15 protein-coding genes, 2 tRNA genes and 3 rRNA genes are annotated in these 25,398 nt (G+C 48.5%); all 20 read right to left on the reverse strand.

Annotated elements, in window-relative coordinates; genetic code table 11:
• Nucleotides 1-42: 42 nt before the first annotated feature.
• Entirely contained in the window at nt 43-1,590 is a 1,548-nt protein-coding gene (tagF, locus tag ACMXD4_RS21245) for a type VI secretion system-associated protein TagF (protein ID WP_415879303.1), read from the reverse strand.
• Nucleotides 1,587-5,099, reverse strand: a complete 3,513-nt coding sequence (gene tssM, locus ACMXD4_RS21250; RefSeq protein WP_415879304.1) for a type VI secretion system membrane subunit TssM — start codon at nt 5,097-5,099, stop codon at nt 1,587-1,589. Before tssM ends, tagF begins: the two co-directional genes overlap by 4 nt.
• A gap of 45 nt (nt 5,100-5,144) precedes the next feature.
• Nucleotides 5,145-6,455 (reverse strand): type IVB secretion system protein IcmH/DotU, encoded by a 1,311-nt coding sequence (icmH, locus tag ACMXD4_RS21255; protein ID WP_415879305.1) that lies wholly within the window; start codon nt 6,453-6,455, stop codon nt 5,145-5,147.
• A gap of 4 nt (nt 6,456-6,459) precedes the next feature.
• Entirely contained in the window at nt 6,460-7,800 is a 1,341-nt protein-coding gene (gene tssK / locus ACMXD4_RS21260) for a type VI secretion system baseplate subunit TssK (protein ID WP_033159225.1), read from the reverse strand.
• 79 nt (nt 7,801-7,879) lie between these two features.
• The gene (gene tagH / locus ACMXD4_RS21265; RefSeq protein WP_033159242.1) at nt 7,880-9,247 is read right to left on the reverse strand and encodes a type VI secretion system-associated FHA domain protein TagH; all 1,368 of its coding nucleotides are present in this window, start codon (nt 9,245-9,247) and stop codon (nt 7,880-7,882) included.
• 729 nt (nt 9,248-9,976) lie between these two features.
• Entirely contained in the window at nt 9,977-10,381 is a 405-nt protein-coding gene (locus ACMXD4_RS21270; protein WP_033159243.1) for a hypothetical protein, read from the reverse strand.
• A gap of 116 nt (nt 10,382-10,497) precedes the next feature.
• Entirely contained in the window at nt 10,498-11,742 is a 1,245-nt protein-coding gene (gene amoB, locus ACMXD4_RS21275; RefSeq protein WP_033159226.1) for a bacterial ammonia monooxygenase, subunit AmoB, read from the reverse strand.
• Nucleotides 11,743-11,831: 89 nt separating this feature from the next.
• Entirely contained in the window at nt 11,832-12,581 is a 750-nt protein-coding gene (gene amoA / locus ACMXD4_RS21280) for a bacterial ammonia monooxygenase, subunit AmoA (protein ID WP_192392144.1), read from the reverse strand.
• Nucleotides 12,582-12,698: 117 nt separating this feature from the next.
• Nucleotides 12,699-13,451, reverse strand: coding sequence for a bacterial ammonia monooxygenase, subunit AmoC (gene amoC / locus ACMXD4_RS21285; RefSeq protein WP_036280014.1), 753 nt, complete (start codon nt 13,449-13,451; stop codon nt 12,699-12,701).
• Between the two features lie 1,936 nt (nt 13,452-15,387).
• Entirely contained in the window at nt 15,388-15,708 is a 321-nt protein-coding gene (gene grxD, locus ACMXD4_RS21290) for a Grx4 family monothiol glutaredoxin (protein ID WP_033159229.1), read from the reverse strand.
• A 133-nt stretch (nt 15,709-15,841) separates the two neighbouring features.
• Nucleotides 15,842-15,957: ribosomal RNA gene (rrf, locus tag ACMXD4_RS21295) — 5S ribosomal RNA — on the reverse strand.
• Between the two features lie 160 nt (nt 15,958-16,117).
• A 23S ribosomal RNA gene (locus ACMXD4_RS21300) occupies nt 16,118-19,012 on the reverse strand.
• Between the two features lie 322 nt (nt 19,013-19,334).
• A tRNA-Ala gene (locus tag ACMXD4_RS21305) sits at nt 19,335-19,410 on the reverse strand.
• 116 nt (nt 19,411-19,526) lie between these two features.
• Nucleotides 19,527-19,603: transfer RNA gene (locus tag ACMXD4_RS21310), tRNA-Ile, on the reverse strand.
• A gap of 60 nt (nt 19,604-19,663) precedes the next feature.
• Nucleotides 19,664-21,197: ribosomal RNA gene (locus ACMXD4_RS21315) — 16S ribosomal RNA — on the reverse strand.
• The 16S, 23S and 5S rRNA genes sit together here with 2 tRNA genes alongside, the layout of an rRNA operon.
• 403 nt (nt 21,198-21,600) lie before the next feature.
• Entirely contained in the window at nt 21,601-22,494 is an 894-nt protein-coding gene (xerC, locus tag ACMXD4_RS21320; RefSeq protein WP_415879306.1) for a tyrosine recombinase XerC, read from the reverse strand.
• 5 nt (nt 22,495-22,499) lie between these two features.
• Nucleotides 22,500-23,189 carry a DUF484 family protein gene (locus tag ACMXD4_RS21325; protein WP_415879307.1) on the reverse strand — a complete coding sequence of 230 codons (690 nt, stop codon included), beginning with the start codon at nt 23,187-23,189 and terminating at the stop codon, nt 22,500-22,502.
• Complete coding sequence (gene dapF / locus ACMXD4_RS21330; RefSeq protein ID WP_415880854.1) at nt 23,186-24,013, reverse strand: diaminopimelate epimerase; 828 nt, start codon at nt 24,011-24,013, stop codon at nt 23,186-23,188. The genes ACMXD4_RS21325 and dapF overlap by 4 nt, the downstream gene beginning before the upstream one ends.
• 5 nt (nt 24,014-24,018) lie before the next feature.
• Nucleotides 24,019-25,269, reverse strand: a complete 1,251-nt coding sequence (gene lysA, locus ACMXD4_RS21335) for a diaminopimelate decarboxylase (RefSeq protein ID WP_415879308.1) — start codon at nt 25,267-25,269, stop codon at nt 24,019-24,021.
• A gap of 3 nt (nt 25,270-25,272) precedes the next feature.
• A complete protein-coding gene (gene lptM / locus ACMXD4_RS21340) occupies nt 25,273-25,398 on the reverse strand; it encodes an LPS translocon maturation chaperone LptM (RefSeq protein ID WP_084153286.1) in 126 nt (41 codons plus the stop codon).

Consider the following 25,398-nt stretch of genomic DNA (forward strand, 5'->3'; position numbering starts at 1 on the left):
GACCCAAGAACCCGGACGTAAGGGCAGCATCCTGATTTCGGCTTAACCACTAAATTCGGCGACTAATACGGTAATATTATCTCGACCGCTTCTGCTCAAAGCTTGGTTAATCAGGGCTTCGGCGGCCGACTGGCAACTGCCTGAGCCCATCAATTCCGCAATTTCGGCTTCCGATAATTCTTTATCCAAGCCGTCGCTACAGAGCAGATAACGATCACCGCCGGCAGCCTGAAAGTGCAGCACATCCAACGCCAGCGTCAATTGCCCACCCACCGCGCGGGTAATCACATTCGCTCCCACTTGCTGGGCCGCGACTTCCCGGGTCATCACACCAGAATCCATCAATTCGTCGATCAAGGTATGGTCGCGGGTAATCTGCGTAAACTCGCCTTGGCGTAATTGGTATAAACGGCTATCTCCCGCCCAAATGGCCGCGCACTGGTCACCCTTGGCCAGCAAGGCGACTACCGTGGTTCCGACAATACTGCCTTGCTGAATGCCCGAAGCAAAGCGGCATAAATCGTCGTTAATCTTATGTAATTTGCGGGAAACGGCTTCGACCTGATTATCCAGGTTTTCGGTAAATTCCAACGTCGATAAAGAATCCACCACCAAGCGGCTGGCAACATCGCCGGATTGATGCCCCCCCATGCCATCAGCAACCACCCACAGCCCCAGTGACGGGCAATCAAGCAAAGCATCCTCATTGTGCTTACGCTTATTGCCGACCACCGTAACCCCGTAGGAAGCCCACTTTGTCGAGTTCGGAAGCGTTATGTCCTGGCTCGCCGTTGCGCCTACCGCAGAGGCGCTCGGCTCTCTCTCGATTTTTTTGACGCTTTGGTATTGGCGATAGCTCTGCACCTGCCAAGATCTGCCAGCCTGCGGCATACCCTGCAAAAAACTCGCGTAAGCATCGATAGGTGGCAAGCCTTCGCAAATCAGCAGATTGGGGCGATTCGACTGACCGCCTTCACTTGCCCAAATACTGTAACCCGGCATAAAGCGATCCAACAAACGCTGACTCAAGTGCGGAAACACTACATCCGTCTGATCCAGCCCCTCCAAATCGAAACGAAATGCGAGCTTGCCGTTAGATACCCCTAATCCGCCGCTAGAATCAGCTTGAAAATACTGCGGTGTCAGGCTGTCAGCCGAACCGATTTCCATCAGCCCCTTATCAAACCGGTCCAGATCGCAGGAGTCATTCAACACTGATAGCGCAGCGTCTTCCAATTGGGCAAACCATGCCGATTCCGGCGAAAACAATGACAACAAAGACTCTGCACTGACGGCTTGCGCCAACGTCAACGGATAATAGCGACCGACCCTATCCACACTGGGCATCATGACTCCGGCCCAAGCACTCGCACCGCACACGCCAGGTCTCAAAGCAAAGCGCCAAAGCGGGCTAACCAAAAACAAGGATAACCAACTCTCTCCTAGTGTTTCCTGACTGGAACGCATCGACGCCTGTAACCACTGGTCCCATGGCTCGATAAAGTGCCTGGGCAGCCGCCGACTGACAAAATCGCCAAGGCCCGGCACTTTTCCGAAAAAGCCGACGCTCAACCCATCCATAGCATTCATAGCGACTCCGGACAACGAAAGCTTTGATATTCGCTGATGCCAAATGGATTATTAACACTGGCCGCGCGCAACTCAAATTTTGCGGTATAGCCCTCCAGTTGTACGGTCAAATTGAAGCGGTCCGGCAGGCCAGTGGGTTGGATGTTGAATTCGTCGAACATCCTGAACAATGCCCAGGCCCCTTCCTTAGATTTGCTGACTTGTTTGCCGTCCAAACCTTCGAACACCACTCTGACCCCGGCACTATTATTGGTGCCGGGCCACTGAAACTTAGTGAGTTGCTCAGGGCCATGGCGATAAACCAACTCCTGGCCTTCGACATTTAACCTGAAGGTGCTGACTTTGTCGTCCAAGGCCAAGGGTTTTAACTCGAATTGCACTTGCGGCACCGCGCCGCCGCCGGGAAAAAATGCGTCACGAATTTTCGATGCAATCTGAAACTGGCGAATACTGGCTGCCGATAAGCCTAAAGCCTTATCCGAACTAAGCTCCTGCCACTGCACCGCTGCAGTATCAACAAATGCCTTGAGGTTAGCGTTAAAAAACTGATCGACAATCCCGTTAGCGGCAAAAACTTTGCCGAAATCAGCCATCAACACGTCCTGCTGAGTATTTTTTGCAAACGGATAACGGCCGGCCAAAGCGCTTTTGCAGGGCATCGTCACCGCGGTTTTCAACATTTCGTTGAGTTGCCCTTTCGCGCCGGTTTTGATTTGTTGCCCGCCCGTGCTAGTCAACGCATTCAGCGAGGCTGCAACCGGACCGGGCAAACGGGCAAATTCCATTTTGGCTGCTTGCAGAGGGTCAACACCGCCGCCGGCAAATCGCGCCGCTTCGGTAGACAAGGCTTGACCGCCACTATTGGGTGCCGACCCAATCTGCATCAGATAATCGTGCAGATTTTTGATACTCGCCATCGTCGCATTGATCGGAGCAGGCCTGTCGGCAGCGCCCCGCACTTGCATATTGTAAGGTTCGAAGTAAGTTTCCAATGCCTTGACCGGATCGACGCCACCGTCGCTTTGTTTAGCCATCGCCAGCAGTTTTTGGGTAGCGGCCTCCGGAACCGCTAAGGCCCCGCCGGTGGATTTTGCCAACGCATCGGCCAATTCGGACGAGAGTTTGCTTAACGCGGTATTTTTTTCGACCAACTCCAACAAAAGCTTCAATGGCGAATCGGGGCGCGACAGCAGATCCAGCGTATCTACCAGCTGATTATTGCTGGGCTGCGGGCGGAACTTAACCGCCGTCAGCACGCTATCCCAGGTCTTTTGGTAATCTCCCAAATACAGGCGTTTGAAATCGCTATATAAACGATCAATTTCGACAGGCGTACTTGCGCCGTTTACGCCAAGTACCCAATTTTGTTCGCTGGCTTCCTTGACGTAAACCATGCCTTTTTTCAGAAATAGCTCCGTATAACCGTAACTGCTAAACAAACCGGGTACGACCAACGTATCCAATTCCTTGCCGTTCGCGGTAAACACTCGGCCGCCGTTCGGCGCCAATTGTCCGGCGACCGAAATGTCGTGACTGCGATCAAACAACGCCTCGCTTTTAAAGCGGCTATATAGTTGATTAACCAGAGGGATTTGCGTCAATTTATTGCGTACCGCATCCACAAATCCATTATCGATAGCAGCCGGATCCAAATTCAAAGCCAATAAATTATCCAGATGTAACTGTAATTTGGCTTGAGTCTCCGGGTCGGTGGCAAACATTTGCTCCCAATCCAATTTCACCCAAGGCTGGGCAACCTTGGCGTCCATCCGTTGCGGCTCGCCGAACATCAGATAAACACGCAATAATTGGTAAAGTACATCCAGATTTTTGCCTTCATCGCTTTGCATACGCTCTTTCAAGCGCAGCGTAATCAAGGCTTGAAAATTTTCACGAAGCAAGCGCTGATAGGCAATATCGATGGCTGAATCGATTTTGTCGCCTTGGTATAAACCAAAACCGCTGCTCCAGCCGGTTTGTGCATACACGTCTTTGGCGGCCTGTAAGGCATTAAGCTTGGGCAACAAGGCCAAAAAACCGGAGCGCGAATCGGTGGGAACAAGATTACTGGCTCGGTAAATTTCTACCTGTTTTTCGACATCGGCAATCGCCGACTTATTCGTGGCAAAACTGACCATCCAGACCACTACCGCTATCGCCACAAGCGCAAAGGTGGCGGCAAAGCCGGCGAGGTTCATCAAACGAAAACGCCGCTCTACCTTTGGATCCACGCCAACCAATTCGGCTTCGGGAAACACGACTTGCTTCAGAAGCTTAGTCAGAAAATAGCTTTTACCGCGCCCGCTCATTAACGGTGTTGCTTGCCTTTCCAATCTAAAGCTTGAGGCCAACGCCGCCATCACTCTATCTATCGGCGTACCCTCTTGGGTGCCGCTGCTGAAATAAACGCCGCGTAACAGGAAAGGCTCTTCGTAGCGATTGGTGGCAAATGCGGCATCCAAAAATCCGGTTGCCACCGATTTGAACAGCATCATTTGTTGCGGAAAATCGAAAATAGCCGTACGCCGCTGCACATCGCGCTCTTCCTGGATACGCTTCAAACGGCGTTGTACCAACCTCTCGGTCAATTCGTCATAGGCCTTTTCAAATTGCACCAAGTGAGCGGCCAGATCTTCTTTATCGTTGTCGGCACGAATAAACGTCTCACCCCACACCTGGCTTCGCTCGTCTTCGGTTAAATTGGCAAAAAAATCGCTAAATCCCGCCACGAGGTCCACTTTCGTGAACAGCACGTAGACTGGCAATTGCACACCCAATTGCGCATTAAGTTCCGTAATCCGCCGCCTGATTGCTGCGGCATGCTGGCGTAATTCTTCCTCGGTCTGCTGAATTAAATCACTGACACTCACCGCCACAAATACCCCGTTCAGAGGGCGGCGTGGTCGATATTTTTTTAACAACTGCAAGAAACCATGCCAGGCGGTAGCATCCACTTCTTGATGGCTATCTTGGGTGGTATAGCGACCGGCAGTATCCAATAACACCGCTTCGTCAGCGAACCACCAATCACAATCTCGCGTGCCGCTGACGCCTTTTACCGAATGCTTGCCCAAGCGTTCGGCCAAGGGAAAATGTAATCCGGAATTGATTAATGCTGTGGTTTTACCGGAGCCCGGAGCGCCGATAATGGCGTACCAAGGCAATTCGTAAAGATACTGCTTCCGACCGTGTTGTTTGGCGCTGGTGGCTTTCAGTAAAGTCAAAGCCTCATCGAAACCGCGATTCAACACATCCAGCTCGGCCGCGGAGGCCGTATGAGCATCGTTTGCATCAGCGCCGCCAGCCAAATCGGCCATTAAACGCTGCTCGCGCTTACGCGATAACAGCCACGCGACCAAGCGGTAAAGCAACCAACATCCGACTATGACGCTTATCGTTATAATCCGGCTTAAATCGGTTTCCAACGGCACACTGCCGGCAATTGCGATTAAAGGCCCGATAAACCAAATCAGTACCGACAAAATCACGATACCGATCAGTTCAAGCACCCACTTTGTTTTAAAAAAACTGATTATCCGTTCCACGCGGTATTCTCACTTAATCAAGATGTCGACGCGCCGATTTAGGGCTCGATGTTCAGGCGTATCATTGGGTTCCAAAGGCTCGCCGTCAGCCCGGCCTTCCGCTCTGGCCGAGCCTTTTAGTTGAGCGGATGCGGTCAAAATTGCCAGGACGTTTTTAGCGCGTGCCGCAGACAAATGCCAATTGGACGGAAAGCGGGCCGACACAATGGGCTTGTCGTCGGTATGCCCGGTTACCAAAATCGAGTCTTGTTCATTCTCGAGTTCTTTGGCGATTTTTTTCAACATCGGTAAAAACTCCGGTTTAACTTGATCGCTACCGGAGGGGAAGGAATTACGAACGCGAATGATGCTATCGTCGACCACTTCGACCATATTCTGGGCAATTTCATCGCGTAATAACGGTTTAAAGCGTTCCAATCTGTTGGCGATAACCGGTGCAGACGGAGTGATCGTAGCGGCCGTTGCCATTTGTACCGGCTCCTTGGCCAATTTCAGTAACTCCCGATAGGCAGGATCGGATGCCGAATTAATAAAAAACGCAAACCCCAGATAACAAAGCAGCAACAGGCCACCTGCTACGCTGGCGAACACCCATAAGGGCACTTGCGTTATCAACGAGCTATTTCCGCTTTTTTGCCCTTGCCAGCGTGGCGACAGCTCCGTTGGAAAATCCCCTCTTACTCGCTGGATTAATTGGTACAACTCAAGCCGTTGTTTTTCCAATTCGTTGGCGCCATTGGCCATGACCCGATATTTACCTTCGAATCCAAAACTTAACAACACATAGCAAAGCTCGATGAGCGGCAAATTTTGCGCGGGCTGTTTCACCAGATGTTCGAGTATTTGGAAGAAGCGTTCACCGCCCCAGGCTTCTTTATGAAATAGGATAAGCAGGCTTTGATGCCCCCAATTACTTTGTGAGCCCCAAGGCGTGTTTTGGATAATTTCATCCAGAAAAGTACACAAATCGTAGCTCGCCATACGCATGGTTTCTTGCTGAAACCCTGCATTCAAGCCACGGTTCTCGAATTCTCTGACTTCTTTAGCCAACTTTTGCTTTAGTTCATCAACTCCAGAATAGCTAACGGTTGTTCTGAGCCTAGCCGCCAAGGACAGAATGCCGGCTGATAAAGTCAATAATGAACCGCTATCCGCTCCGGAAAGCACACTGAGCGACGGAATGTTGATATTTGAGGTCTGCTGCTGGGGCGGCGGAGATGGCGGTATTTGTGTCACTGATGGCTGCTGCGGCATTCGTCCACCTGGCGAAGGCCGCAACACTGTTTTGTCGTCATCGCCGAAAGGTCCTTGTTGCACCATGTCATCACCCTTTTTTTATTGCCCAGAATTCCAACTCCAATCCCGGAAAATTACCACCAATATGAAAGGCAAAACCGCCGGAATCCATCATCTTCTTCCAGTATGGGCTTTGCTTATCCAATTCGAAATAAGAACATCCGGCGTGATACGGCAATTGCCTTGGGGCAACGGGCAAAGGATGAATTGAAATACCGGGCAGGGCAGCAGTGACCAATTGCGTGATCTCTTCCACCGGGCCAATTTTCACCTGCGGAGGGAAATGCGTGCGCAACATCTCCGAAGATACTTGCGCACTGGCAGCCAATACGTAGATTGCCTGCTCCAATAATTTCACATCGGGGCGACCCGAGTAATAAACCGACTGGCTATGTTTGGTTAACGGAATTTGAATCGCATTTTGTTCAAGCACCATGCTTAACAGGCGCCGTAGCTCATCAATTAACGGGATAAAGCAAATACGCAAGTCGTCATGCCTATATTCGGGCAACACTGCGGGTCGCTTATTTTGACGGTAGAAGGTTGCTAGATCTCCCATCAACTGCAGGCCCAAGGAAAACAAAGTTTCCGGATGTAGCAGCGCATCCCCCGCCAAATGTGCCAGCAAGGGTTCGTAACGATTGATGGTTTGCAGCAACATAAAGTCTGCAACCTCTGCGACGCCTGCACCTTGAGACGTTCCCGCCACGCGGGCTGCCAACGCCTCCCCTCTGGTATGCAGCAGACCTTGCAACTCCCGGACGAAGCCGTTCAAAATACTACTGGCTGAAGACTGCAGCACCACGGGAATGTATTTCTCATCCAGTACGACTGTTTTGTCGGCGCGCACCTCAACGATATTGGCGACCCCTAAGCACAGATAGCCTGATCTTTCTTGGTTGCCAAGCATAAGTCTCGGACGAATACTGCCTATTTGCACGGGATAACGAGCGTCGTACCCTGCATTGTTGTCTCTGACATCCCTATGAGTGATGCGGTATCTCGCCAATCCATCGGGGTTATTGTCGCTATCAACTTCAACAGAGTCAGGACGACTCAGCGGCAATGCTAAATACACTACTTCATTTGCAACGTCTTCAGAGACATCAAGTGGTAGCGGTAGTTCGTCCTCGTTTGGCAAATGGAATGGGGTACCATCCTGGAAAATCCCTCTAGCAGCTGCCAGAGTGATTTTTCCTATCGCCAATTGTCCTGCATCTAGTTTTAGCGACGAAAATCCCCAATCATAAGCCCTGATTCCATAGCAACGACCATCAATACGACTTTCAAGATAACGATCATGTTGTTGAAAGTGCTGAGGTCTAAGGAACATGCCTTCTGACCAAACAATCCGGTTATTGATTGACATACTCTATTCGGTACCGTTTATTATTTATTAACAATGACTTATGAAATTTTCGCTACCAATTCAATTGAGTTGCAAACTTTCACCGCCTCGCAAATAGACGCATCTGCTTTTCATAAGCTTCAGCGAACTCTTCCCCAAAAAATCCTTCAATTGCTTGTGTTTTCAGTTCCGGATATTTTTCGCAAAAAAGCTCCCAACACTTGGCTTTTCGCTGAAAAACAATCCCTTCGCCCAACACCTTTTCGAAGGTGTCTGGGTCGAAACGATGCAAAATCTCCCCTAGTGCAGCCTGAATACCTGCCGTCATCGCCAATTGATGAAACTTAACATCCCTGAACGCTTCAGTTACCGCATCATTTGAATTTATAAACGCGGGATTATTCGGTGCGAGCATCAGCTTCAGTACGCTTTCCACATCTGGGTTGAATTTTAGCGGGTTATTGTCAAATGAGCGGATTGTGGTGACGGAAACTCGAAATTCACTTTTCATTTCCGCGCGTGCGCGTAGAACGTCCATCAAGCCTTCGATCAAATTTCGGAATAACACACCAGTCGCTTTCATCGCCTCCGGCCACTGCTCTTCCGTCAAAAACGATTGATCTTTTATTCCCGCACCATCCAGAAACATCTTCATGAGCGTCGCATCACCCGATTTGGACCCAATAAATGGTTCCGTATTGGGTGCTAGCGTAATCTCTACACTGGCTCGCGAAGCCGCCTGCCCATCTTCACGCTCAATATTAGGCGTATTTTGGAATACGTCTTTAGAATCTAACGCTATGCTCGAAGGGATAGGCTCGGATAAATTTATTGCTTCCAAACTCGGGAACTCTAACCCGGAAGACTCGCCGAGGGGTGCATCCAACGCACCTAAGGAATCTAAGCCTTTTAAGAATTCGGCAATATCTTTACCATCTCTCTGGGGAGGTAGCACCTCGGGCGCGGTAAAGCTATCGTGAAAAGGGGAAGCAGGAGGACGCTCTCCAAAGGGAGAACTCGCTACGTTGTGCGGAATCGAGAAATTCAGAGGTTCGTTGACTATTGACTGTTGATCATTTTGAAACGATTGGGCAAATGGTGAAGGCGAAATACTCTCGACGCTAATGGGTGAAGCTGGTGATATTTCGGCAGATGGCAGTTCTACAATAATCTCATATTCTCCGATCCGCAAAATTTCACTATCTAATAACCTTGCTTGTGCATCGTTTATATTTAGTCCGGCATTTGATAAATATGTACCATTTTTACTTGTGTCTTTTATTAAGTAACCGCCGTCCTCATAAATGATTTCAGCATGGTGGCCTGATACAAAGTTTTCCGCATCAGGTAATACCAAGGTATTTCCTGCCTTTCTGCCTATTGTTCCGCCTAACTGACCGAATTCGGCACTCAATTCAGTAGGTAGTGGTAAACCTTTGTAAGAAAGTACTTTTAAGATAATTGGCACGATTGTCGTCCTACCGTTAGCATTAGTTAAATAGCTTAGCAACTTACGTCAGCTTTTATCTAAAAACTTAGTCATTTTATAGCAGTCTAATCTTATCAATTGTGCGATTCTCAATCAGAAGAACAGTCATCGCAGATTATTAGTTGTCGAAATTATAGTTATATGATGGACGGAAAACTCCTGCTTTAGTAGCTTCTAAAATATGTCGCCTTTCAAACGAGGAATGCAAACTGACTCCGCCGACTTTGCCTTTTTAATCTCATTGTAGGAACGCATTTTTATATAAAGAGATTCCTGTCGCTACTTAATATCCCGGCGAGTTGAGCCGGGATATTAAAGGATCAGATTATCTTATGAGCTTGAGAAGCTCCCAAACATCAAAGTAAGTAATTTACAGTTCTGTAAGATTAGGGATAACAACGGCGGTGTGCATTAAGCTAGCGGCAGTTTCGGTAACGTTTCGGGCCATTAGTTACCTTTCTGATGTCGTCGCTTTGGGAGTCTCTGATTAATTCGTAACATCGAATTTCAGCGTAATTTAAATCAATGATGGGCACCGAGTTGTCTTGCAAAACCGAAGTAATCAGAGGTTCTTTGCAACATAAACTCCTTTTTATTTCATTTTTTCCTGAATATACCAACAACCCTCCTAAGACTCGCCTTGCTCATATTTGGGTTTGCATTTCACTTTTGAGTAATAACCAAAATAGCTTTCGTTAAAACGTCATCCTATTTTGTATTTTTTAACTTTTCCTCTCCGCCAGTCACTAAACCAGACATACATTCGACTACGCTTTCGACATAATTTGAATGTGCTTCTGCAAGCTCTTTGGCTGCACCGAAACTTTCTCGTAATTCGATTAATGTTTTTTGTGGATCCGTTGACTTATTAATATCCAACATTTTCGCGTAATTTTTATATGCTTTACGCCTTTCAGGATCTAATATGAATAACCCTGGCATAGCATTCGACGAAGTATCGACGACACATTTTGTCATTAATTCCGGCTCAATTCCGTAGTCCTTAATATCTTTATCTTGCTTCATCTGTTCCAATACTACGGACTGATATTCTTCTTTTTCCGAGCAACCGCTCAGCACTAAAACCCCCAAAATTACTAGCACTTTTTTCATTTTTAACATTTTCCTGCGGTTTCCGAGCATATTACCTAAAAAAAACCCCCGCTATCTTTCAATAGCGAGGGCTTTCAATTTCTTCCTAAGTATTTCGACTTAGAACACTTTCACTATTAGATGAAAGTTGGGATCAGAGGAGCATCAACTGTTACCAATTGACGGTTACCTTTTTCATCCCAGAAGAACAACAGACCTGCGAAACGGCTGTCTGGATCGTAGATCAAGTCAGCTAAACGATATACTTCCCATGCAGCGTCAGAAGCAGTAACTTCGATTGTGCGTGTTTCGCCTGGAGCCAGAGGGCTGTTATCGCTAACAGTTAAACCTTCTTCAGCCAGCAAATCGTCCGGGTAAGCTGTATCATCTTCATGAACAGCCGGATCCAAGAAACGTACACCTGCAGTGTTGAACTCGCCCAAACGTACAGCTGAGTCGCCGTTGTTTGTGATGGTCAAGGTCATTTGCATTGCACGACCTGGTACACGGTATGTAGCGTCATCAACTTTAACTGAAACGTTAGCTTCAGGCATTTGATAAGTTTTCATGCCGCGCAACAAACCAGCTTGCAAAGGAGTTGTTACAGGGTATTTTTCGTTGGTTGCACCCATAGAGGCAGCAACGATTACCATCGTACCGACAGCGAAGATCATACCAACTTTTTTGTCGCCAGCTGAGATCAGAGAATCTGCTTTGCCTGTGCTAACAGCGATATGACGTGGAACAAACAATGGACGTTTGATCCAGAACAACAACCATGCGAACGCGATAGCAAACCATACTGCGTGCCAGAAATAAACGTTGTCCAGAGCATAGTTTTCCAAGTTGATTGTTTGACCAGTCAAAGTAGTAACTGGGTTAACAAACTCGCTCATAGAACCAGTAATGGTTACCCATTTACCTGGACCGATGATAGGACCACCGCCTTGTACGTTCATCATAGAGTGAACGTGCCAGTCACCTGGACGACGAGCTTTCAACAGAACTTTAAACTCATAAACTTCGCCCAATTCCAGAGACACTGAACGAGGAACCAATTGACCGCCGATCCAAGAACCTGCACGGATAAATACAGGACCAGGAATACCAACGTTCAAAAATGAAACTTCTGGTTTATCAACAGTTTCTGGCCATCCTGCGAATACCAGGAATTTACCGGAAATTGTCATAGTTTCATTAACAGGCACTTCTTCTTTTGACCAGTTCAGGTCAAACCAGTGAATCGTCCGCATACGCATAAACGCAGCCTGTGATTTTTCACCGTGAGCAGATGCTGTTGGAGCATAGAACATCGCTGCTGTCATTGCGACCAACAGTGCGACAAAGGACAGTTTTGCAACTTTGTCTTTTATTATTTTCATATTTCCTCCTCTATCACTAGAGAATTTTAATTAAGACTTTCTGGTAGCTATCTAGAACCACCAGGTTCATTTTCTTACTATTCTTCTAATTAAGACGCGTCGTCAGCGATGAAGTCGGTTTTAGCGAACCATCTGCCGAAGAAGTGCCACAAGAAGTAAATAATGATAGAAACGAATCCAGAGAAGAACGCTGATACTGGAGCAACGTCTTTACCGAAAGTTCTTAATGTACCTTTCTCTACCATACGGATGTACTCAGGTGTACCGGTACGAACATAGTGGTAACCTTGCAAGTCAGCCAAAGTCATCATCATGCCGTTGTACTCTACAGGCACGTGCAATGGAGCGATAACAGGCCAGTTACCTGGGTAGAACAACAAGCCGTAAGCCAAACCACCTAATACAGCAGTCAGAGTCATGCTGTTACCCAACATCAGGATAACGTCAAGAACGATAGCGCCTGGCAGCAGGTTAGATGGGAAGCAGATGTTAACTGGGAAGTATGTCCAGCCCCAGAAGTTCATGTAACGGTTAATCCACTCACCAACCATCAGAGCAACAACAGAAATTGTAGCACCGATTGGCAAACGGTATCTCCACCACAAGCAAGCTTGAACAGCCGCAGGGAATGTAATAGAAACGATAGGAGCCACAGTTACCCATAGACGTCTATCTTTCCAGTCGGTCCAGAAATCCCAGTCACCGCCAGTCAACATATAGTGAATGTGATAACCGCCCAGAACCGCTGTGAACAGTGTAAAAAGAATCATCCAGTCGAACGTACGGGAAACTTGTACCGCTTCCGCACGTGAACGTACAGCTGATTGAGATGCGCTCATTAGCTTACCTCCTAAAGAATTAAAATTATATTTTTTTCACTTCTCTTTATCCTACCGCCACTTAAACAAAGCAGCGGCAGGAAAGGAGATAGTATTTTTACTTTTAAAGATAAGCTATTAAGCCAAATCTTTTTTCAGCAATTTTGCAATTGCCATTACTTCGGTGTTCACAACACCCATGATTGCAAGAGCAGCCCAACCAAAGAATACGAAACCGTAGTGCAATGGAGCAACGAACAACTCTTCCATAAACCAGAATGTGTGACCCCACTCATTCAAACCTACGTTAGGCAGAATCATGAATGGACCGATAACCGCAATCAGATACATCAAGTGCAGACCTTCATGGTAGGTAGGCAATCTGGTTTTTGCATACATGAAAGCAGCTGAACCAGTGATGATGTAGATTGGGTATGACAGGTAGAACTCGATGATGTGACTTGGAGTAAAGTCAGTATCGCGAACGATAGTTTGGTGCCATGTGCCGTCTTGCTCTGTGAAGTAAGAAGCGCCCCAATAGATCGCCCAACCGTAGCAAACCAACCATGTCCAGTGTGTGAAGTGACGACGCAATTCTTCACGTGGAGTGATTGACATGACTTTACGGTCACGAGTTTTCCAGATATAGCCATTGATACCAGCAAACAACAGTACTTCGATAACGATCTCGATATACAGCATGTTCATCCAGTATGTTTCAAACTCTGGAGCAAATGAGTCTAAGCCAGCTGACCAGCCGTAAACACCTTCGTACCAACGAATGAAAGAATAAAAAACCAAGTACAGGGTGATACCTGCCCACAGGTTTTTTTGATTTAAAAGCGGTGCTTCCGCAGCATCAGCCTTAACTGATTCAGTTGTAGCAGCCATTTCTACCTCCTAAAAGATTATCTAAATCCCCGATCAAATCGGGAGTTCTTTGTTTTTCCATGTTATTAGCCTTCATTTCGAAGACACCCCGGTCCCTTGAGGTGCGTGGCAGTCTACCACTTGCCAAATCCTTGTCAAGATAAATTAAGCTAATTTAGCTGGGTGCGCGCTGTCACCCATTTGCAATTTTACTGTTAACAAAACTCGAACACCTATTTAAGCGACGTTTCGATAAAATTCCCGTTCGAATTCAATTAGGATAGATAGGTTACCAAATACTGTGCATGTGATAAGTCGCAGCCTAATTGATTGGATCCAAACTCCGCCATCTATCGCCTCGCATTTTTTCTTACCCCCCCACTTGTGTTTCAGGCACCAAAAAAACATCTAGCTCAAAACGTAGCGATCCAGTAAAAATTCACACCCAAGTAGTTTAATAAACCTTCACTTTGCGAAATGGATGAAACAGAATGACGGCATTATGAAGCTGTATTCAAACTGCAATTAGGGAAAACGATTCAGGAGCAACGGCTGAACGGTGACCCAGATTTGCCTGGACCTCTAGCAGAATGAGAAGATAGGGGGCGATGGGGCAAGCAGGTGTAAGCCGAGCAATCGGACCAACCGCGAATCAGCAATTGCGGACGGATAATAAATTACTAAAATAGATCTCGGCTTCTTATGCATTGTAGCGGCCGCCGACAGCAAGAATAGCCTACCACTGTAAGATGTTGCACAGCGCGACAACTACCAATCACGCCGAGACTATCCGAGACGCAACCAACTATATCGTCAATTTCTAGAACAACCAGACTTGCATTCGTTATAGGATTAACTGCTCCCTTAGTGCCTCTAAGAAAAAAGGTGCCCGAAGGATCAAAGTTATATCCTCACATTAGATCTAACCTGAGCTTTTGAAAAAATCAGTTTCAAAAATTGCTCAAAGGCGAGCTAGTAACGGGATTGAGCTTGGCATGATGCTCCCAAAGAGTCTGTTGGATGGATTCCGGAATGTCGAGTTGATCGCGGATGCGCTTGTACGGTCGTTGCGGGGCGTAGTATTTTTATTGATTTTGGTGCCGTCGTGGCGTTTTTCTCTGGAGTGGTTGAAGACAGGGTGTCGAGGGTGATCGGTAATATAGCGAACCAAGTGATGATTGAGAAGTTCAGAACCGTTTCTCGAGTCCTGCGGGTATCGCAATCGAAGCCCATCAACGGGAACAGGTACAAACCGGATATACTCCTGAATGCCTTGAGAGCTCTTATTCCAAGTGCCCCTACTTCGGGTCCAGCCAGCTACAATTCCGGTCATGGCTAAGGCCCAGACGAAATCTCCGGTCAACAAATTGCCCGCAGTGAGCAAGCGTACCGACCTCTACTAAGCTTTTGAGCGGTTAGCAGCTAGCCAGGCATGGTTCCGGACAAACCCTTGGGATGTAGGACGCGCATAGGATTGAGTAAGCACCCAGGACCGCCGCCTTCAAGCACCTGCCGCACGGTTGATCGCTGTTGAACCCGATGCACTTCAACGGCCCAGGCAACACCTCGGCTTGAAATTTTCGCTTGGGTCCTGGCCGTTTGGCTGGCCGAGCGGCTAGTTTGGCATTTCGATTCAGCAAACGAACGCCGCGAAACCGTGGAAACGAAGCATTATCAATCGCAGGTTGAATAGCCCCCCCCCGGAAGCCGCGGGCCGGGCGGGTTTTCGCAGCAAAATGGAAAGCATTGCGACACCACTTCAAGTCATTCGAGAGTAAACTCCGACCTCGTGCTGGGTCGGAACGAGGTGACGTGGACGAATCTGAGCGCTGAAGACATAAACGGGCGCGTCATCTTTGCCGATTTTTTCAACAAGATGCTTGAAAAAATCTTTCGGCAAATAGCGACTCTCCTGTAGCGCTTCCTCTAATTGGCCCACAGAACCAAGGCTGCGGACCTATTGCTTTGCGATCACGCTTGCCAGCAAATTATTAAGCTCACCTTTATTAAACAGATCGATGACGATGTCGCAGCCGCCGATTAATTCGCCGTTGATATACAGTTGGGGATAGGTAGGCCAGTGTGAGTATTCTTTTAAGGCTTCACGCACTTCAGGGTCTTCGAAGATATTGATGTGGGCATAATCCGCATTGCAAGCCTGCAAGACCTGCACCACCCGGCTGGAAAACCCACACTGGGGAAAATCTGGCGTGCCTTTCATGTATAAGACCACAGGATGGCTGGCTAATTGGGCTTGGATTCTGTCTATTGCACTCATGCGTTTTCTCGCTAAACATTGATGAGAGGGGATTCTAACAACCCCGGTCGCAAAAGAGAAGAGAGCAGCAGTAGGGGTGATTTTGGGTCAAAAAAAAGCCCTGCTATGGGTAAGCAGGGCTTTTGGTTTAAGAGCTTGGCGATGACCTACTTTCACATGGCAACCTGCCACACTATCATCGGCGCTAAGCGGTTTCACTTCCGAGTTCGGGATGGGATCGGGTGGTTCACGCTTGCTATGTTCACCAAGCAAACTGGTTTGGCTGTTTTGCAGCCGTCATGCACAGGTTTGAAGCGTATTTGCTTCCGGGCATTTGCCGTTTACCTGTCTTCATGGAAATCTGTATCGAGTGTGTCGTTTTCTTACGTTTATCAGCGTGTCAGTGACACCCAAACGCATTGGGTGTTATATGGTCAAGCCTCACGGGCAATTAGTACACGTTAGCTACGCCCATTACTGGACTTCCACACCGTGCCTATCAACGTCGTAGTCTCCGACGGCCCTTCAGGGGACTTAAAGTCCCAGTGAGATCTCATCTTGGGAGGGGCTTCCCGCTTAGATGCTTTCAGCGGTTATCCTGTCCGAACGTGGCTACCCGGCAATGCCATTGGCATGACAACCGGAACACCAGAGGTTCGTCCACTTCGGTCCTCTCGTACTAGAAGCAGCTTCCCTCAAATCTCAAACGCCCACGGCAGATAGGGACCGAACTGTCTCACGACGTTCTGAACCCAGCTCGCGTACCACTTTAAATGGCGAACAGCCATACCCTTGGGACCTGCTTCAGCCCCAGGATGTGATGAGCCGACATCGAGGTGCCAAACACCGCCGTCGATATGAACTCTTGGGCGGTATCAGCCTGTTATCCCCGGCGTACCTTTTATCCGTTGAGCGATGGCCCTTCCATACAGAACCACCGGATCACTAAGACCTACTTTCGTACCTGCTCGACTTGTCCGTCTCGCAGTCAAGCACCCTTATGCCTTTGCACTCATTGCCTGATTTCCGACCAGGCTGAGGGTACCTTCGTGCTCCTCCGTTACTCTTTAGGAGGAGACCGCCCCAGTCAAACTACCCACCAGACACTGTCCCTAATCCAGATAATGGATCGAGGTTAGAACTCCAAACATACCAGGGTGGTATTTCAAGGTTGGCTCCACGAGAACTGGCGTTCCCGCTTCAAAGCCTCCCACCTATCCTACACAAGTAGGTTCAAAGTCCAGTGTCAAGCTATAGTAAAGGTGCACGGGGTCTTTCCGTCTAGCCGCGGGTACACTGCATCTTCACAGCGATTTCAATTTCACTGAGTCCCAGGTGGAGACAGTGTGGCCATCGTTACGCCATTCGTGCAGGTCGGAACTTACCCGACAAGGAATTTCGCTACCTTAGGACCGTTATAGTTACGGCCGCCGTTTACTGGGGCTTCGATCAAGAGCTTCTCCGAAGATAACCCCATCAATTAACCTTCCAGCACCGGGCAGGCGTCACACCCTATACGTCCACTTTCGTGTTTGCAGAGTGCTATGTTTTTGCTAAACAGTCGCAGCCACCGATTTTTTGCAACCCCCTTCCGCTCCAGTCGCGAGGACCTTCACGTAATGAGGGCATACCTTCTCCCGAAGTTACGGTATCATTTTGCCTAGTTCCTTCACCTGGGTTCTCTCAAGCGCCTTAGAATTTTCATCCCACCCACCTGTGTCGGTTTAGGGTACGGCCACTAGTAACCTGAAGCTTAGAGGTTTTTCCTGGAAGCAGGGCATCTATCACTTCGCTGTTCTTTCGAACCGCTCGTCATCACGTCTCGGCATAGAGCACCCCGGATTTGCCTAAGATGCATGCCTACCTGCTTAAACGGCCACTTCCAACCGACCGCTGATATAGCCTTCTCCGTCACCCCATCGCAGTTACTACTGGTACAGGAATATTAACCTGTTTTCCATCGACTACGCTTTTCAGCCTCGCCTTAGGTGCCGACTAACCCTGCGTCGATTAACGTTGCGCAGGAAACCTTGGGTTTTCGGCGAGGGGGTTTTTCACCCCCTTTATCGTTACTTATGTCAGCATTCGCACTTCCGATACCTCCAGCCGACTTCTCAATCGACCTTCGCAGGCGTACGGAACGCTCCTCTACCACTCACACTTACGTGCAAATCCGTAGCTTCGGTACTATGCTTAGCCCCGGTAAATCTTCCGCGCAGACCGACTCGACCAGTGAGCTATTACGCTTTCTTTAAAGGATGGCTGCTTCTAAGCCAACCTCCTGGCTGTCTGTGCCTTTCCACATCGTTTCCCACTGAGCATAGATTTGGGGACCTTAGCTGACGGTCTGGGCTGTTTCCCTTTTCACGACGGACCTTATCACCCGCCGTGTGTCTCCCGTGCTGGCACTTGCTGGTATTCGGAGTTTGCATCGGGTTGGTAAGTCGGGATGACCCCCTAGCCGAAACAGTGCTCTACCCCCAGCAGTGATACACGAGGCGCTACCTAAATAGCTTTCGAGGAGAACCAGCTATCTCCGAGCTTGATTAGCCTTTCACTCCGATCCACAGCTCATCCCCGTCTTTTTCAACAGACGTGGGTTCGGCCCTCCAGTTAGTATTACCCAACCTTCAGCCTGGCCATGGATAGATCGCCCGGTTTCGGGTCTACACCTTGCGACTAAACGCCCTATTAAGACTCGCTTTCGCTACGCCTCCCCTATTCGGTTAAGCTTGCCACAAAATGTAAGTCGCTGACCCATTATACAAAAGGTACGCAGTCACCCCACGAAGGGGCTCCCACTGCTTGTACGCATACGGTTTCAGGTTCTATTTCACTCCGCTCTCCGCGGTTCTTTTCGCCTTTCCCTCACGGTACTAGTTCACTATCGGTCAGTAAGGAGTATTTAGCCTTGGAGGATGGTCCCCCCATATTCAGTCAAAGTTTCACGTGCTCCGACCTACTCGATTTCACTAGAAAAAGGTTTTCGTGTACGGGGCTATCACCCTGTATCGCCGGACTTTCCAGACCGTTCCACTAACCTTATCCTAGCTTAAGGGCTAGTCCCCGTTCGCTCGCCACTACTTAGGGAATCTCGGTTGATTTCTTTTCCTCCGGGTACTTAGATGTTTCAGTTCTCCGGGTTCGCTTCAGTGAGCTATGTATTCACTCAAAGATGACGTGCTTATGCACGCCGGGTTTCCCCATTCGGACATCTCTGGATCACAGCCGGTTTGCAGGCTCCCCAAAGCTTTTCGCATGCTACAACGTCCTTCATCGCCTCTTACTGCCTAGGCATTCACCGTATGCGCTTATTCACTTGACCATATAACCCGAATACGTCTGTATTTTGGTTATACTGTCAGCTGACATTTTCGCTGATTTTTCTGCTTGAGAACGACATACTGTTTGTTTTCTGCCATTCCCCTTCGAGAACGACGTCATTCAAACCGCAACTCGTTTTAGTGTTGATCATTGCTGATCATTACTATAGTTACAGATTTCCATATTGTTAAAGAGCTATCGGTACGAATACCAATGCTATAAAGTCTTTATCCGCTGCCGCTGATAAAACTGTATAGCGTTGATGTCCACCCACTATTTTTCTTACGTTTGACGAACTGGTTGACCCTCAGCGTTCAGCATGATGGTGGAGCCAGGGAGGATCGAACTCCCGACCTCCTGCGTGCAAGGCAGGCGCTCTCCCAGCTGAGCTATGGCCCCTAAAACAGACTAAAGACCAAGACTCAAGCAGAAACCTAACTATTCGCAACTCTACCTATCTAACTAGGAGTGTTGCCTGATCGTTTTCCGCCTTATTGCTTTCGCCTTTTATGCGTTGGTGGGTCTGGGAGGAGTTGAACCTCCGACCTCACCCTTATCAGGGGTGCGCTCTAACCAACTGAGCTACAGACCCAGGTGCGTCTTTCAATCGAAATAATTTGTTGTGAGTACGTGTAACGGTGTGCCGTCTTTGTAAGGAGGTGATCCAGCCCCAGGTTCCCCTAGGGCTACCTTGTTACGACTTCACCCCAGTCATGAATCACAAAGTGGTAAGCGCCCTCCCGAAGGTTAAACTACCTACTTCTTTTGCAACCCACTCCCATGGTGTGACGGGCGGTGTGTACAAGGCCCGGGAACGTATTCACCGCGGCATTCTGATCCGCGATTACTAGCGATTCCGACTTCACGCAGTCGAGTTGCAGACTGCGATCCGGACTGGGACCGGCTTTTTGGGATTCGCTTACTCTCGCGAGTTCGCAGCCCTCTGTACCGGCCATTGTAGCACGTGTGTAGCCCTACCCATAAGGGCCATGATGACTTGACGTCGTCCCCACCTTCCTCCGGTTTATCACCGGCAGTCTCCCTAGAGTTCCCGGCATGACCCGCTGGCAACTAAGGATAAGGGTTGCGCTCGTTACGGGACTTAACCCAACATTTCACAACACGAGCTGACGACAGCCATGCAGCACCTGTCTCAGAGTTCCCGAAGGCACTCCGCTATCTCTAACAGATTCTCTGGATGTCAAGGGTAGGTAAGGTTCTTCGCGTTGCATCGAATTAAACCACATGCTCCACCGCTTGTGCGGGCCCCCGTCAATTCATTTGAGTTTTAGCCTTGCGGCCGTACTCCCCAGGCGGTCAACTTAATACGTTAGCTCCACTACTAAGTTCTTTAAGAACCCAACAGTTAGTTGACATCGTTTACGGCGTGGACTACCAGGGTATCTAATCCTGTTTGCTACCCACGCTTTCGTACCTCAGCGTCAGTTTTAGTCCAGGGAGCCGCCTTCGCCACTGGTGTTCCTTCAGATCTCTACGCATTTCACCGCTACACCTGAAATTCCACTCCCCTCTACTAAACTCTAGTTGCCCAGTATCAAATGCAGTTCCCAGGTTAAGCCCAGGGCTTTCACATCTGACTTAAACAACCGCCTACGCACGCTTTACGCCCAGTAATTCCGATTAACGCTTGCACCCTCCGTATTACCGCGGCTGCTGGCACGGAGTTAGCCGGTGCTTCTTGTATAGGTAATGTCAGTCTACCGGGTATTAACCGGTAGGTATTCCTTCCTATTGAAAGTGCTTTACAACCCTCAGGCCTTCTTCACACACGCGGTATTGCTGGATCAGGCTTTCGCCCATTGTCCAATATTCCCCACTGCTGCCTCCCGTAGGAGTCTGGGCCGTGTCTCAGTCCCAGTGTGGCTGATCATCCTCTCAGACCAGCTACGGATCGTCGCCTTGGTAGGCCTTTACCCCACCAACTAGCTAATCCGACATAGGCTCATCTATTAGCGCCAGGCCCGAAGGTCCCCAGCTTTCCCCCGTAGGGCGTATGCGGTATTAGCGTGAGTTTCCCCACGTTGTCCCCCACTAATAGGCAGATTCCTATGCATTACTCACCCGTCCGCCACTCGTCAGCACCCGAAGGCCTGCTACCGTTCGACTTGCATGTGTTAAGCATACCGCCAGCGTTCAATCTGAGCCATGATCAAACTCTTCAGTTTAATTTTAACTTGTCACTAAATAAGATTAGTGACCAATCTTGGCTCGACTACAGAACATCTTTTCTTGCGAATTGACGTGGTGTCTGTGTCGACTATTTTTAAACAGCACATAGTCGCTACACATACCCACACAAATTATTTCGATTTCGTTTGTTAAAGAGCCAGAGCGCTTCGCCCTGTTGAGCCGACATATTCTACAGCGTTTTCAGTGTTTGTCAAATTTATTTTTAAGCCATTTCAAAAACCGAAGCCCAAAAAAAACAAACCCGCCAATCAACAACCTCAAACCCGCCGAACCAAGTCGACCGCTTCACCGCTAAAACTTAAAAGCCAGAGCAGTGAAGAGCCGCTCATTCTAATCACCCAAAACCCTCGCGTCAAGAACTTTTTTATTTAACAATCTTCAACCCTTGCGCGAGCGCGGATGTGCTTGATCATAAACAGCCGCTAAATGTTGAAAATCCAGGTGCGTGTATATCTGCGTAGTGGATATATTGCTATGCCCTAATAACTCTTGCACAGCCCTAATATCTTTACTGGCTTCAAGCAAATGGCTTGCGAACGAATGCCTCAACATATGAGGATGAAGGTGCTCGGCTATTCCGTTTTTTTTGCCCCAACGATCCAATCTAAGTTGCACGCTTCTTTGAGATAATCGAAGCCCCTTCAGGGAAACAAACACTGCCTGCCACTCCCCATCAGGCCGACTTGCCAGCCAAACCTTAAGCGCATCAAGTGCTTTACTACCAACCGGCAATTGCCTTTGCTTGCCGCCTTTACCAAACCGCACCCTCAAAAAGCCTTCGCTAAGATTGATGTCAGACAAATCAAGCATTACCAACTCGCTCAGTCGCAACCCAGATGAGTAAAACAATTCGAACATCGCCAAGTCGCGGATTTCCAAAATCGAATCCGGCGTCGCATTTAACATCCCCACAACCTGATCGACATCCAAAACATGTGGCAGCCTTTTTGAAACTTTGGGCGCTTGCACATGCTGAGCAGGGTTATGGTCCACTTGCTTGGCTTTGAGTAAAAATCGATAAAAACTGCGTAAAGCAGCGAGTTCGCGCTGAATCGTCTTGCTACCGATACCGTTTTTATGACGCCCGGCAATATAATTCCGTACATCACGATCCTGAACTTGCCGCCAAAACATGAGCTCTTGCCCAGAGCAAAAACTTTGAAAACGTTTTAAATCCCTTCGGTAGTTTGTTGACGTATGATCTGCAACGCGCTTTTCCGAAACCAAATAGCGAAAATACCGCAGCAATGCCTCATCCGCGTCGGCATGCATGACAATCAATCCGTTTGGTGTAGCAATGATATAAGACGAGTCCCGATAATCTCACTCATTTGAGTAAGAAATATGCTGCCCATACTATAGTGGAAGCGCGACTCATCGCGACTGCCGATCGCCAACAGCCCATCAAGCTGCGTAAACACCATAGGAATGATTGCACACGAGCGAACTTCCGCAGCCACGTCGCCAAACAAAAACCTCGCTTGCGCTAAGGTCGGCCGACCGCATTTCGGCTGGTTTGTGGTTAATTCATTGGAAAAATGCTTCAAATTAGCATCATCAGCCCCAACGAATAAATTACTGATAGGCGAGAGCGGTTGTTCTTTAATTATTTTAATGGCTACGAAATCAGTGAAAAAACATTCAGCCAACACCTCACTTAAATTTGCTACCGCGTCCTCCAGGGTATTTGCTTCCAACATGGCCAGAGTCAACTCATGCATGCGATTGAACGAAGCGTCATTTTCCCGGGCAATATCGATCAACGCGGTCAATTGATTTTCTTGCTCCTGATGCTTCGCCCGAAAAATTTCAAGTTGCTTGGATATTAGCGATATTGCATTACCACTGGGATGTGGGATATGCATCTTCTCCAGCAAATCCAAATGATTTTGGAAAAACTCGGGATGTTCTTGCAGATAGGCCTTAACGAGGGCTTCGGTCAATAAGACTTTTGGTTCAGTGCTCATAACTTTATTTGTCCTTCGAATACCGTAGTCGCTGCTCCCGTCATCATGACAGGATGACCACTACCAAGCCAGCTAACGATTAATTCCCCACCAGGCAGTTGAACCTGAACATTCTGCTCCAACAAACCTTGCTCAATACCGGCCACAACAGCAGCGCAAGCCCCACTGCCACAAGCCAGCGTTTCGGCTGCGCCACGCTCGTAAACTCGCAACTTGATTTGTCGACGATTAACAATTTGCATGAAACCAATATTAGCTCGTTCCGGAAACAGCTCATGACACTCCAACCTAGCGCCGATAGATGAAACGGGCGCGCTGATTACATCATCGACCTGGATAACCGCATGAGGATTCCCCATAGAAACGGCTGCGAATGCAACTTCTGTGTCCGCCAAAGTCACTTTATATAACGTGGATTGTTCGGAAACCTTTAGCGGTATTTGCTCAGGCTCAAGCGCAGGAACTCCCATGTCAACGGTGATCAAACCGCCTGCATCGAATCGAAGCGTCAGTTGTCTCGCGTCTGTATCAACAATAATTTCGTCTTTATTACTTAATCCTTTGTCGCGCACAAAGCGTGCGAAGCAACGCGCACCGTTTCCACATTGCGCAACCTCGCTACCGTCAGCATTGAAAATCCGGTATTTAAACTCGGCGTTATCGCTAACCGGCTTTTCCACCAATAACAATTGATCGCAGCCCACGCCAAAATGGCGATCCGCCAAAAATCGAATCTGTGATGTCGTCAATTGTATTGGCTGGTTTATAGCGTCGATCACGACAAAATCATTGCCTAAGCCCTGCATTTTGGTGAAATTAATCATCATCGCTACTCAGGTAAAAGCTGCTCGCCAATCCACAGTTGCTCCAAGGTTTCTCGGGCTCGAATAAGATGCATTTTATCGCCATCCACCATTACCTCCGCCGCTCGTGGCCTCGAGTTATAGTTTGAACTCATCGTAAACCCATAGGCTCCCCCGGAACGAACCGCCAATAAATCGCCTTGTTTCAACTTTAACGACCGCGCTTTACCCAGAAAGTCGCCCGTCTCGCAAACCGGTCCCACAATGTCCCAATCCAACTCGGACTGATCGCTTTCAGTGTTCGCAGGAATGATTGCCTGCCACGCCCCGTATAAAGCCGGCCTAACCAGATCATTCATCGCCGCATCCACAATAGCAAAATTTTTATTCTCTGTTGGCTTGAGGTATTCCACTCTGGTTAACAATATTCCCGCATTGCCGACGATGGCGCGCCCCGGCTCTAATAGAATTTCAAAACTCCGTCCCGCTAAACGCTGCAGCAGAGCTGCAATATATTCAGAAGGTTGCGGCGGATGCTCATCGCGATAACAAATACCCAGCCCGCCCCCTAAATCGAGGTGGTGCAATTCAATACCTTCCTCTTGCAGTTCATCGACTAACGCCAACACCCTATCCAGCGCATCCAAAAACGGCACTGTTTCAGTTAGTTGGGAGCCAATATGGCAATCGATACCGACTATTTGGATATTCGGCATCTGCGCGGCACGCCGATACTCATGAATGGCTTGCTTGATATCGATCCCGAATTTATTTTCTTTCAACCCGGTGGAAATATAGGGATGCGTCTTGGCGTCAACATCCGGGTTGACCCGGAAAGACACGGGAGCAATAACACCCAGCTCACCGGCTAATCGGTTGATCCGATCAAGTTCGCCGCTGACTTCAACATTAAAACAGCGTATACCTATTTTCAACGCCGCTAAGATTTCGTCCTCGCGTTTACCGACACCGGAAAACACAATTTTGTCAGGACTGCCGCCCGCAGCTAGCACGCGCTGCATTTCGCCAAGCGACACGATGTCGAACCCAGACCCAAGTCGCGCCAGCACGTTGAGAATCGCAATATTTGAATTGGCTTTTACGGCATAACAAATAAGGTGCGGGTGCCCGGCAAAGCCTTGATCGAAGGCTTGCCAATGCCTCTCCAAGGTCGCGCGCGAATAGACATAGCAGGGAGTACCGTAGTTTTCGGCAATTTTGTCAACAGGAATGCTTTCGGCAAACAGCTCGTGTTGCCGATAATTAAAAAAATCCATGGCTTATTTATCTTGTTTCGGTACGTAAATTGGCGGCGGGCTATCCGGCATATATAAGGGCCCGGTTTGACCGCAGGCTTGCAGCAACAGCGCCCAAAGAACTAGAGTTAAAATTTTGTTTGTCGTCAT

It is taken from the genome of Methylomonas sp. TEB (genome assembly GCF_047777895.1).
Taxonomy (GTDB): Bacteria; Pseudomonadota; Gammaproteobacteria; order Methylococcales; family Methylomonadaceae; genus Methylomonas.